The following is an 11,831-nucleotide window of genomic DNA, read 5'->3' as shown; positions in this document are numbered from 1 at the left end:
GCCTTTACCGGTGAAGGTCCCGACGCAAAATATAGCGTCAGCATCAGCACCGGCACAATAGTTGATAATATTTTTCGTAGCATATCATTCCCCCCTCTACTAAATTTGTCTCTTGAATCCCGTTTATTCACTATCGGCATCACCTGTCAGTCTAAGAGTATGGCAAATCTTTCACCCATCCATGTTTCCGATGTCCACGCCGAGGAGTCATATATCCGTCCTGATTGCAAATAAAAAAAATTCAAGGAGATTTGTTTGTGATTAAAGCTCGCAGCCATGGTTTCTACCAAGCTTGCGGCCTTAAAAGTACAACTCATCAGACCACCACATTGTGGCAATCTGACAGCTAAATTTTCATCCTTGCCAGGGGGATAGTCAATAGGACCTTTGGTGGAATTTTCTCGTATCGAGGGTGGGGGAAGAGTCCACTTCCAGGCAGCTGGAAAATGTCGCGAACAGATATTTTAACTACTTAAAATCAATAGGTTAGTTTGCAAAGCCAATCTACAACGCAGATGAGGACAGACAACAGTCCTGACATCGCAATACCTCGTCACGGACCGTACGTGAGACTTTGGGAGGAATTTCCTAGGACTTTGGTCCTAGCAGATTTCGCGTTTGATGGAATATAAAAAAGCTTCGAGGCGGCTGTTGACCTTGAGTTTTTTAAAAATGTTACTGAGATGGCTCTTGACCGTCTTCTCGCTTATAAAAAGCTTTGCGCCGATCTCCTTGTTTGAGGAACCCTTGGCCAGAAGCTTGAGGACCTCTTTCTCTCTCGGGGTGAGAACATCTTTATCTTTTTCCGCTTTGCGCTGATGCTCCAGCTCTTTTTCCGCCAGCCTTTCAAAGTAGTGGTCAAAAAACTTTCTTTCTACCCACAGCTGCCCTTTTGCCACGATCTGCAAAGCATTCAGCAGGCAGGAAGGTCCACTGTCCTTGGACAGAAACCCCTTGACCCCGGACTCAAGAGCATCGGAGAGGGTCTTTTCGTCAATATTATCTCCCATGAGAAGAATTTTCGTTTTCGGACTATCCGCACTGATTATGCGGACAAAGAGATTTTCATTTCCGGCAAAAATATCGACATTGAGGATAACGATATCCGGTTTCAGCTCCTGCAATAACCTTAAGGCCTGAACTTCGTTTTCCGCCTCGCCTGCAAGTTCTACCTGCGGCATCTCTTTCAGGATCAGGCTAAGCCCCTGGCGAAACAGGGCAAAGCGATCCACAATAATGACACTTATCGCTGGCCTGGCACCACTCATCAGTATCGTTACCTCACGGCTTGATCAGTCATTTCACAATGTTGGCCTGAAGACGCAATCCCTCTCCTTCTCTTGCACAGAACCCTTATGAATAAATATTATCACATAATTTTTCACCTAACAACACCACCAAACCGTTATGCCGAAAATCGCGCCACCGCCCCAGGCGGACTTTTTTTGCCCACACATAGCCCCAGGCAGCAGTGACTGTAACCCCTTTACCGTTTATTGAGCTCCTCCCAAGGCACCAACAGCAGGTTATGGACAGGGATCTTGTCAAAAAGGTACTTCCTTGACAGGGAATATACCGAACGGTATATTTAGCCATGCACAACCATCCCTCTTCCAAAAAGCAACGCACCAGGCAGTTCATCATCAAACAGACGGCCCCTGTTTTTAACGAGAAAGGGTATGCGGCCACCAGTCTGTCCGACCTGACCGCGGTGACCGGCCTGAGCAAGGGCAGCATCTACGGAAACTTCAGGAACAAGGAAGAGCTGGCCCTCTGCGCCTTTGAATATAACGCAGGCGCCATCGAACGCTCCCTGGCTGAGCAGGTACGGCGTGCCGAAACCGCCCGCGACAAGCTCCTTGCCTATCCCCTGGTGTTCCGCATGATCTACAGTTCGGTATTTGCCTCCGGCGGCTGCCCGCTGCTGAATACCGCCGTCGACAGCAGCGACACCAACCCGGAGCTGCGCGACGCCGTATGCGGCAGGATCAATAACTGGAAAAAAGCGCTCACAGCCATCATAGAGCAGGGCATGGAAAACGGGGAGTTTATTGCAACCGGTTCCAGCGCGCAAACGGCCGAGATCCTGATCTGCCTTGCCGAGGGCGGTTACGCCATGTCAAGAGCCACAGCGGACATGAACTACATCGAGAGTTCCCTCTCGGAGATGGAGCGCATAATACATACCCTGTAACGGATGCGCGCAGGACTCGACGGTTCGCACCCCGAAACCAGCGGCCACGCCCAACGCCGGGAAAAATTCAACACCAGGTTGAGCCCAGCCATGAAAAACAATTTGCGACCGCAAATCCCCGACATTGTCCCGGCGAAAGTGTTTATACCGGTGGTCTTGTCGATGATTCTTTTTATCGGAACATTTTTCGGCTATATCCTGCCGAAAGTCGAAGATCACCTGATGGATAAAAAGAGGGAAATGATAAGCGCGCTCAGCGAATCGGCAATGAGCTCCATCCGCTACTATCACCATTTGGCTGAGACAGGCAAGATTACGCTTTCGCAGGCGCAACAACAGGCGATTGAACATCTGCGCTCCATACGGTACGGTCCGGAGAAAAAGGATTATTTCTGGATCAACGACACCCACCCCACCATGATCATGCACCCGTATCGTCCCGACCTCGAAGGCAAGGACGTCACCGACACCCGAGATCCCGCAGGTAAAAAGCTGTTTCTGGCATTTCTTGAGACGGTGAAAGACTCCGGCGCCGGATATGTGAGCTACCACTGGCAGTGGCAGGACGATCCCACCCGGATATTTTCCAAAATATCCTACGTGCAGGAGTATAGGCCGTGGCACTGGATTGTCGGAACCGGGGTCTATGTGGAGGACGTCAGGGCCCAGATAGAGGCGATAACCAAAAGGATGAGCCTGATATTTCTCGCCATCCTGGTAATCATCGCAATGCTTTCACTCTACATCATCTGGCAGGGCGCAGCAGGAGAGAGTGATCGACGAAAGATTCAGGAATCGCTGAGAAAAAGTGAAAACAAATACCGGCTGCTGGCCGAGACCGCCCGGGAGATCATCCTGGTTTTCGACACAGGTTTCCGTATCAACTACGCCAACCGTGCATGGAGCGCAATAACCGGCTACCCTTTCCCGGAAGCGTCAAACTGGTCCCTGGCCGACCTTATCCATCCGGAGCACCTGCAGGACTTTAAAGAGAAAATCATGCGGATTTTCGAAAACCGCACGGACAACTACCTGCTGGAAACGGTGCTACTGCTTAAAGACGGCAGCGACATCACCATAGAGGCGACTTTTGCGCCGATGGAGAGCAGGGAAAACCCGGCGACTATCCTGATGACCGCACGGGACATCACCGAGAGGAAAAAAAGAGAGCAGCAGGCCAAGATGCAGCAGGAGCAGCTCATGCACACCAACAAGATGGTCTCCCTCGGGACCCTTGTCTCAGGCGTTGCCCACGAGATAAACAATCCGATCTCCTCGGTTAACCTCAATATCCGTGTTTTTGAAAAATTCTGGTACTCGGTGCAGCCGATACTGGACAGCTACCTGGAAAAGAACGAGGACTTCAAGGTCGGCGACATGGCCTATGTCCACCTGCGCGAGCGGATGCCGAAACTGCTGAATTTCAGCCAGGAGGGGGTCGACCGGGTAAAGCGAATCGTCGGCGACCTCAAGGACTTTTCCGGACAGAAGCCGTCCGAGCTCAGGGAGACGGTCTATCTCAACCGGGTTGTCGACAAATCGGTCGGCCTGGTGTCCAGCCTGATAAAAAAAGCGACGGATAATTTCACCGTCGAGTACGAAGAGAACCTGCCCACGCTGCAGGGCAACAGCCAGAGGCTCGGCCAGGTGGTGATAAACCTCGTGGTAAACGGCTGCCAGGCGCTGAGTGACCCGTCCCAGTCCCTGACTATCAGGACCGGCTACCTTGAAGAATCCGAGGAGATATTCTTCGAGGTACAGGACCAGGGGGCAGGGATGAACGAGACGGTGCTCGCGCGGATCACCGATCCATTTTTCACCACCAAGCGCGACAGCAGCGGCACCGGCCTGGGACTGTCTATCTCCGACACCATTGTCCGCAACCACGGGGGCAGGCTCGATTTTCGCTCCAAGCCCGGCGAGGGGACCCTGGTGACAGTGCTGCTGCCGCGATTCAGCAACGATGAAATAATAGGGAGAATGGTATGAGCAACACCAACTATCCGGCTCTGCCGATCCTGGTCGTTGACGATGAGGAGTCGATCTGTCTGTCCATCGACACCATACTGCAGCTTGCCGGGATGAACAACGTGATAATCTGCTCCGACGGCAGGCAGGTGCTGCCCATCGTCGAACAGAAGGAACCAAGCGTCATCCTGCTCGACCTCAATATGCCCCACGTGGACGGCGAAGACATTCTCGACCAGATAATCAGCTATTATCCCCATATTCCGGTGATCATAATCACCGGCAGAATCGACGCGGAAACAGCCGTCGACTGTATGAAGAACGGGGCTTTTGACTATATTGTAAAACCTGTGGACGAAAACCGGCTGATCGCCTCGGTGCAGAAGAGCCTGCGCTATACCGATCTGCACAAGGAAAACGAATCGCTGAAGGAACGCCTCCGCAATAAAGACATAGATCACCCCGAGGCTTTCGACGACATCATCACCAACAATCCGAAGATGATGATGATATTCAACTACATCGAGTCCATCGCCACCACCGGTGAACCGGTCCTGGTACGTGGGGAGACAGGAACCGGCAAGGAACTTATAGCCAGGGCGATCCACACCCTGAGCGGAAGGCGCGGCAGATTTGTCGCGGTGAACGTGGCCGGTCTCGACGACAATGTATTCTCCGACACCCTGTTCGGGCATGTCAAGGGAGCGTTCACCGGAGCTACTTCCGGCCGCTCGGGCCTGATCGAGAAAGCCGCCGGCGGGACCCTGTTTCTCGACGAGATAGGCGACCTCAGTCCGGGATCCCAGATCAAGCTGCTCAGACTGCTCCAGGAAAAAGAATACCTGCCGATAGGTGCCGACAACAACAAGCTGAGCGATGCCAGGATCATCGCATCGACCCATGTGGACCTCTGGGAATTGCAGCAGAAAGACCTGTTCCGCAAAGACCTTCACTACCGGCTGCGCACCCACCGGATAACCCTGCCCCCGCTGCGGGACCGAATTGAAGACATACCGGTGCTGATCGAGCATTTTACCCGGATTGCCGCAGGTTCCCTGGAAAAGGGCAAGCCGGTTCTGCCCAAGGAACTCTTTTTCCTGCTTGAAACCTATCACTTTCCCGGAAACATCAGGGAACTTCAGGCAATGGCTTTCGACGCCGTCGCCCAGAGCAGGAGTTCTTCCCTGCCGCTAAGTGTTTTCCGCGACCACATCGCCAAAGTAAGGCAGGCGGAAGCAAGACACAACGACGGCCACACCAAGGGGGTGCCGTTCACCTTTGCCAACCCCCTGCCGACCATCAAGGAAGCGACCCGGATGCTGGTTGAAGAAGCCATGCTCAGGGCCGGCAACAACCAGTCGACCGCTGCCGCAATGCTCGGCATTTCCCAGCAGGCGTTAAGCCGCAGGCTGCAGAAAATGGATGAATAGGCCCGTTCTTTTCATGACGACGGCCATAAACCGCCCTACAACTTTTATTGTAGCGACAACAAAAGTTGTAGGGCCGGGTATGGGCCAGGCGAAAGCTCTTCTCTTTGCTGCAGCCTGAATATTCCTGAACAAACGCGGACAGCCCCATAACAACGACACCGGCGATACATTGCGGCCGGTCAACTCCACAACTTTTGTTGTAACCGCTTCCAGCCAGCATCTTTCTCCCATCATCCTGATATTAAACGATATTCAGAACACAATCCAGTGGCATGGATTTTGCTGTTACTACGGTGAAGCCTGAAACAACGTTTGCGTTGTTAACCGTTACCCTCAACAAAGGAGAGCAACATGGCAGGAAAAAGTGCATCACTGGGAAATCCGGCGGTTGTCGGACTGGCAGGTTTTGGTCTTACCACCCTTCTTCTGCAATTGCACAACCTCGGTTTCTGCGGCGTAGGCCCGATTCTCGCCTGCGGCCTGATCTTCGGCGGCACCGCCCAGCTTATGGCGGGTCTTCAGGAATTCAAGGCGGGCAACAACTTCGGGTATTCGGCCTTCTGTTCCTACGGAGCGTTCTGGATCGCCCTCTGCATTATTTTGCTTTTCAACAAATTCGACATCTACAAATCAAGCGGTACCGACATCGGCTGCTTCCTGATTGCCTGGACTCTCTACACCGCCATCCTGTGGGTTGCCGCGCTGAGAATCCATGGGGCAATGGCCTCGACCTTCACCCTGCTGCTGGCGGGATTCATCCTGCTCGACCTGGCCCATTTCGGCTATCCGGCAATGACCAAGGTTGCCGCATATGTCCTGATCCTCTGTGCCCTGAACGCCTGGTACATGATGGCTCATGTCATCTTCAACGATGTTTTCGGCAAAGACGTCCTGCCGGTCGGCAAGCCGTGGATCGAGCCCAAAGAAACATCCGACCAATTCGTGGAAGCCGAAGCGGAAGCTTCCTGAGAACTGAACCACGTGAATTACCGTGACCTGCCAAGCTGACAGGTCACGCCACGCAGCTATTCTACCTCCTCCACCTTGAAGAATCAGTTGCAGCTACACCTCCAGCCGTCCGGAAACTCATTTTTCCGGACGGCTTTTCTTTTTTTTTATGCACCGCGATCTATAATTTTTAAAAAAAATTCAGGGGGTATCACTATATGATACCCCCCACCTACTATACTTCCCTGCAAGAGTCAGGTACCACAACCTATTGGAGGGAAAACAATGAAACAATCGGGAAATACCGCCACCCACCCCAGCCTGCTGACGCTGTCTGACAATTCTTTTTCCAGGGTCCGGTTCAAGCCGCTCGTTATTATCGGTTGCAAAATTGGTAAAGCTTACCGCGCAACACTCAAACGCACAGCGGCAATTTTGGGCATCTCTTCGCTGTTGCTGTTATCCGTTTATTTTTTCCTGAGCCAGCTGGCCGAACACGGCTGGTAGCAGACGGTCGGCTCAAGAGCTGTGTGAAAAAACTTGCCCTGTATTGTTAATTGCGATAAAAATTTGCTGACACCCCAGAGATTTTTTCACCCGCAAATTCATGACTGGCGGGCACCATAACCGGAGAGCAAAATGAAAGATATTCGCGACAAGGCAAGAGAACTTATGGAACCCCACTGCAGAGTCTGCCCTATCTGTAACGGAAAGGTGTGCGCGGGCCAGGTTCCTGGAATGGGCGGTCTTGGCAGCGGTTCTTCCTTTGGCACCAACCTCGAGGCGCTTGCCAGGTTCAAGTTCAATATGCGCCTGCTGCACAGCGTTACCGAACCCGACACCTCCGTGACCATACTCGGCAGAAAACTTGCGGCCCCGGTGCTCGCTGCGCCCATAGGCGGCGTGGAGTTCAACATGGGAGGAAAAATCAGCGAGGCCGACTATATCGAGTCGATTATCTCCGGCTGCAGGGCGCAATCGGTTCTCGGCTGCACCGGCGACGGGGTACCGGCCTTCATCCATGAAGCCGGATTTGCGGCAATCAAAAAGGCCGACGGCTGCGGCATCCCTTTTATCAAGCCGTGGGAAGACGAGGAGTTTTTCGACAAGGTCGAGAAAGCGCTGGCCACCGGCGCCGATACCATCGGGATGGACATCGATGCGGCCGGGCTTATCACCCTCAGGAAAATGGGCCGGCCTGTCTCCCCCAAGCCCGTTGAAAAACTCGCCGAAATTATCAGGAAAATCGGCGCAAAATTTATCCTCAAGGGTGTCATGACCCCTGACGAGGCCGAACTTGCGCTTGGCTGCGGCGCCGACGCGATCGTCGTGTCGAACCACGGAGGACGGGTGCTGGACCATGCTCCCGGCAGTGCCGATGTTCTTGAGTCGGTCGCCGCCAAGGTAAAAGGCAAAATGGCCATACTCGCCGACGGAGGAGTGCGAAGCGGCGGAGATGTCCTGAAGCTCCTCGCCCTTGGAGCCGATGCGGTCATGATCGGGCGGCCGTTTTCTGTTGCTGCCATAGGCGGTCTGCAACAAGGCGTCGAGACCTATATCAAGACAATCGTGACCGAGCTTAAACAGACCATGGTGCTTACCGGAACGCAAAGCGCCTCCTCGGTGAACTCCAATATCCTGTTTCGGCAATAATTTTTTCTGCCGACCACTTTCCCCTGCCGCTCCCGCAATTGGTGCTTTGTACTTCTATGAACGGTACCAGCGGGAGCCCCGCCCAGATTTACCTGCAAGGTACAGCACCATTTGACAACAGGTTTATCGACACCGAGGGATAAGTGGTTGATCAAAAGACAAATGATTCTTATTATTAGTAATTATTTAATCCGCGAGACAGGCAACCGCAAAAAATAATTCCAATTCCCCATTACCAGGAGAGCCACGATGAGTGATAAAGCGACACTGAACATTGAAGGAAAAAGTTACGAATTCGATGTAATAACAGGCTCGGAAAATGAAAAATGCATCGACATCCAGGAGTTGCGTTCGAAAACCGGCTATATTACGATGGATCCCGGGTTTGGCAATACCGGCTCCTGCTACTCCTCGATCACCTATGTCGACGGCGCCAACGGGGTTCTGCGGTACCGCGGAATTCCCATAGAAGAGCTCGCCCTCAAAGCCGGATTCACCGAGACGGCTTACCTTATTCTTTACGGTAAACTCCCCAACGAGAACGAGCTGAAATCGTTTTCCGACAGAATACGCGAACACGCCCCCATCCATACCAATCTCGAGCACCATTTCTCCGGATTCCCGAAATCGGCGCCGCCCATGGCCATCCTGTCGGCAATGCTCAATCTGGTTTCCTGTTTTCACCCGGAAGTGCTCGATGTGCCCACAACCGGGGATGAATTCGACAGGACCGCAGCCCTGCTCCTTTCCAAGGTACGAACCATAGCCGCCTTCGCCTACAGGATGGCGGCGGGAAAACCGATCAACCACCCCAACCCGAACCTCAGCTACTGCGGCAATTTTCTCCACATGATGTTTTCCGATCCGTACAACGAATATGAGGTGTCGCCGGAAATCGACAAAGCCCTGAACCTGTTTCTCGTTCTTCATGCGGACCACGAACAGAACTGTTCGACCTCGACGGTGAGGGTAGTGGGCAGCTCCCGTGCCAACCTTTTCAGCTCGGTTGCCGCCGGGGTATGCGCCCTCTGGGGACCGCTGCACGGAGGGGCGAACGCGGCGGTCATCTCGATGCTCGACGCGATCAAACAATCGGGCCGCCCGCTCACCTACTATCTGGACAGGGCCAAAGACAAAGACGACGACTTCCGGCTCATGGGGTTCGGCCACCGGGTCTATAAAAATTTCGATCCGCGCTCGATCATCCTCAAGAAACAGGTGCACAACGTGCTGACCGCGCTCAAGATCGATGACGACCTGCTCAAGATCGCCATGGAACTGGAAGAAATCACCCTGCAGGACGACTACTTCATCTCCAGGCATCTTTATCCCAACGTCGACTTCTATTCCGGAATTCTGCTGCGGGCGATCGGCATTCCCCTCGATATGTACACCGTTATGTTTGCCATCGGCAGGATGCCAGGCTGGATAGCAAACTGGAAGGAACTCCACGACCACCATCTGCGGATTTCCCGTCCCCGGCAGATTTACACCGGCAATACCGAGCATCCGTTTATTCCCATGAATCAGCGATAAAGGGATGTTCCCCTGCAATCCAGATTGCCGCCATGACACGGTTTCATGGTGGCGATCTGCGTGTAGCAGCTGCAAAAAAAAGTTGTTTTCTTATGTTGCCGACAATATTTGTTTGTAAAGAGCAAACAGCGTGGTATGTTATTGGTCAAAGACAACTTTTGTGCAATAACAACAACTTAGATAAATAATAATTATGGAAAACATCAACTGGAAAAAAGAGTTCAGTGTCGGCGTACAAGAGCTGGATCAGCAGCACAAGAAGCTGCTGTCAATGATCAACCGGCTCATTGACGACCAGAAAAAGCTCACCGACCCGAAATTGATCAACGAGCTGCTCATGGAAATGATCGATTATGCGGAAGTCCACTTTCAGGCCGAAGAGCACCTGATGACCGAGTATAATTACCACTATACCGACAGGCAGGCTCAGCAGCACCAGCAGTTTATCGAAAAGACCAGGTCTTTTCTCTCGGCAACCGATGTCGGTCCGAATATTCTTTCCAACGCTCTTCTTGACTACCTTGGCAACTGGCTGATAAATCATATCCTGACCGAGGACATGAAATACAAGGATTTCTTTCAAAGCAAGGGGATCGATCAATCCTACAGCCCCGTATAATCCCCCAAGACCACCTTTATATTTTTTGTTAACAGATCAATGGCTGACAATTCTCATCCCTCCTACGAGGAACATTCGGAAAATTTTCAGAAGATGGTGTCCCGGGTCGAGCGGTACGGCGAGCTCGAATACCCGGACGGCTACGGCACCAGGACAGGCGATTGCGGAGATACCATCGAGATTTTTCTCTCGGTCCGGGGTGCGCAGCTGCAGATGGTCACCTTCAGGGTGAACGGTTGCGCCAACACGGTTGCCTGCGGCAATACCGTATCCTTTCTCATGGAGGGCAGAACCCTTGCCGACGGCTGGGAACTCACGCCCGAGAACGTATCGGATTATCTCAAGACTCTTCCCGCCGATCATTTCCACTGTGCCGAGCTGGCTGTGGGGGCATTCTACAATGCCCTCACCGATTACAACAAAAGACAGAAGGAACAGTGGAAACAGAACTACCCAAGAAGGTGAAAACCTCTTTTACCGGTTACCGGTGCAGCTTATCCGCCGATTCTATGAGCGTTTTGTCGACTGCAAGTCCCATCCGCTCTGCTGCGCCGGGATTAATATGAAAAGAGAGATTTTCCTGAAATTCCACCGGCAGCTCCGACGGTTTCGCTCCTGCAAGAATTTTGCGGGCCATCGCTCCGGTCTGCCTGCCGTGGAGATAGTAGTCAAACCCTAAGGCGGCTATCGATCCGCGGGCAACCGAATCGGTATCTGCGCTGAAAAGGGGCAGTTTGGTCCGTTCACAAATCTTGATCACCCCTTCGAGTACGGAGACAACCGTATTGTCGGTCGGCACATATACGGCATCGACTTTTCCGACAAGACTCCGGGCCGCCTGATATACCGATGCGGACGCGGTCACGGGAGCGTCGAGTATAGCTATATTGCGATCTGCGGCGGCAGCTTTGAGTCTTCTCACATTGGACACCGAATTCACCTCGCCGCTATTGTACATGACCCCGATCTTTTTTACCCCGGGCATGAATTTTCTTATCATGTCCAGGTGCTTACCCATCGGCATCTGATTGGAAACCCCTGTGATGCGGGGGCCCGGCTTGGCGTAGTCGGACACGAGTCCGGCTGCCAGGGGATCGGTTATTGCGGTGAAAAGCATCGGTGTGTCACCAAGCTGCGGCGCCTTGTCGTATACTTTGGCGCATGCCTGTGCACAGGGGGTGGCGATGGCGACGATCAGGTCCGGGCTGTCGGAAGCTATCTGGCTCGCTATCTGTACCGCCGTGCCCATGTTTCCGTGGGCGTTATACTCCTTGTACCTTACCTCGACCCCGCTATCGAAAAGATCATCCTTGAATCCCTGCAGCACTGCGTTGAGAGCCGGGTGATCGACAAACTGGCTGACAGCGACCAGCGGTGTTTTTGCATGGGCCATGGTCGCAAGTCCCGCCATCACAACGAGCAAACCGATCCTGACAATTCTGTTCATGTTGTTCTCCCTGTGCGCGCATTCATTATAAAAAAA

At 52.9% G+C, this 11,831-nt stretch carries 12 protein-coding genes; 10 read left to right on the top strand and 2 right to left on the bottom strand.

Annotated features, from left to right (window positions below; all coding sequences use genetic code 11):
- The coding region (locus BLQ17_RS22970) for a hypothetical protein (protein WP_218121851.1) at nucleotides 1–234 on the top strand (234 nt) is incomplete at its 5' end.
- Nucleotides 235–602: 368 nt separating this feature from the next.
- Here BLQ17_RS22970 and BLQ17_RS19210 read toward each other — a convergent pair.
- Nucleotides 603–1,268, bottom strand: coding sequence for a LuxR C-terminal-related transcriptional regulator (locus BLQ17_RS19210; RefSeq protein WP_092225776.1), 666 nt, complete (start codon nucleotides 1,266–1,268; stop codon nucleotides 603–605).
- Nucleotides 1,269–1,594: 326 nt separating this feature from the next.
- Between BLQ17_RS19210 and BLQ17_RS19205 the strand changes: the two genes are divergently transcribed.
- The 9 genes from BLQ17_RS19205 (at nucleotide 1,595) to BLQ17_RS19165 (ending at nucleotide 10,813) form a co-directional block, all read left to right on the top strand.
- Entirely contained in the window at nucleotides 1,595–2,194 is a 600-nt protein-coding gene (locus BLQ17_RS19205) for a TetR/AcrR family transcriptional regulator (protein WP_092225775.1), read from the top strand.
- Nucleotides 2,195–2,197: 3 nt separating this feature from the next.
- The gene (locus tag BLQ17_RS19200; RefSeq protein WP_092225774.1) at nucleotides 2,198–4,183 is read left to right on the top strand and encodes a cache domain-containing protein; all 1,986 of its coding nucleotides are present in this window, start codon (nucleotides 2,198–2,200) and stop codon (nucleotides 4,181–4,183) included.
- Complete coding sequence (locus BLQ17_RS19195; protein WP_092225773.1) at nucleotides 4,180–5,592, top strand: sigma-54-dependent transcriptional regulator; 1,413 nt, start codon at nucleotides 4,180–4,182, stop codon at nucleotides 5,590–5,592. The genes BLQ17_RS19200 and BLQ17_RS19195 overlap by 4 nt, the downstream gene beginning before the upstream one ends.
- A 351-nt stretch (nucleotides 5,593–5,943) precedes the next feature.
- Complete coding sequence (locus BLQ17_RS19190) at nucleotides 5,944–6,561, top strand: acetate uptake transporter (protein WP_092225772.1); 618 nt, start codon at nucleotides 5,944–5,946, stop codon at nucleotides 6,559–6,561.
- Nucleotides 6,562–6,825: 264 nt separating this feature from the next.
- Nucleotides 6,826–7,047: a hypothetical protein gene (locus BLQ17_RS19185; RefSeq protein WP_092225771.1), complete on the top strand. Its 222-nt coding sequence runs from the start codon at nucleotides 6,826–6,828 to the stop codon at nucleotides 7,045–7,047.
- Nucleotides 7,048–7,179: 132 nt separating this feature from the next.
- Complete coding sequence (locus tag BLQ17_RS19180) at nucleotides 7,180–8,193, top strand: alpha-hydroxy-acid oxidizing protein (protein ID WP_092225770.1); 1,014 nt, start codon at nucleotides 7,180–7,182, stop codon at nucleotides 8,191–8,193.
- A gap of 249 nt (nucleotides 8,194–8,442) precedes the next feature.
- Nucleotides 8,443–9,729 (top strand): citrate synthase, encoded by a 1,287-nt coding sequence (locus BLQ17_RS19175; RefSeq protein WP_092225769.1) that lies wholly within the window; start codon nucleotides 8,443–8,445, stop codon nucleotides 9,727–9,729.
- A gap of 193 nt (nucleotides 9,730–9,922) precedes the next feature.
- On the top strand, nucleotides 9,923–10,348 hold the full coding sequence (locus BLQ17_RS19170) for a bacteriohemerythrin (RefSeq protein ID WP_092225768.1): 426 nt from the start codon (nucleotides 9,923–9,925) through the stop codon (nucleotides 10,346–10,348).
- 39 nt (nucleotides 10,349–10,387) lie between these two features.
- Entirely contained in the window at nucleotides 10,388–10,813 is a 426-nt protein-coding gene (locus BLQ17_RS19165) for an iron-sulfur cluster assembly scaffold protein (protein ID WP_092225767.1), read from the top strand.
- A gap of 16 nt (nucleotides 10,814–10,829) precedes the next feature.
- Here BLQ17_RS19165 and BLQ17_RS19160 read toward each other — a convergent pair whose 3' ends face one another.
- Nucleotides 10,830–11,795 carry an ABC transporter substrate-binding protein gene (locus BLQ17_RS19160; RefSeq protein WP_092225766.1) on the bottom strand — a complete coding sequence of 322 codons (966 nt, stop codon included), beginning with the start codon at nucleotides 11,793–11,795 and terminating at the stop codon, nucleotides 10,830–10,832.
- Nucleotides 11,796–11,831 lie beyond the last annotated feature (36 nt).

The organism is Desulforhopalus singaporensis (assembly GCF_900104445.1).
GTDB classification, from domain to species: domain Bacteria; phylum Desulfobacterota; class Desulfobulbia; order Desulfobulbales; family Desulfocapsaceae; genus Desulforhopalus_A; species Desulforhopalus_A singaporensis.
This window is presented reverse-complemented; position numbering and strand designations above follow the sequence as displayed.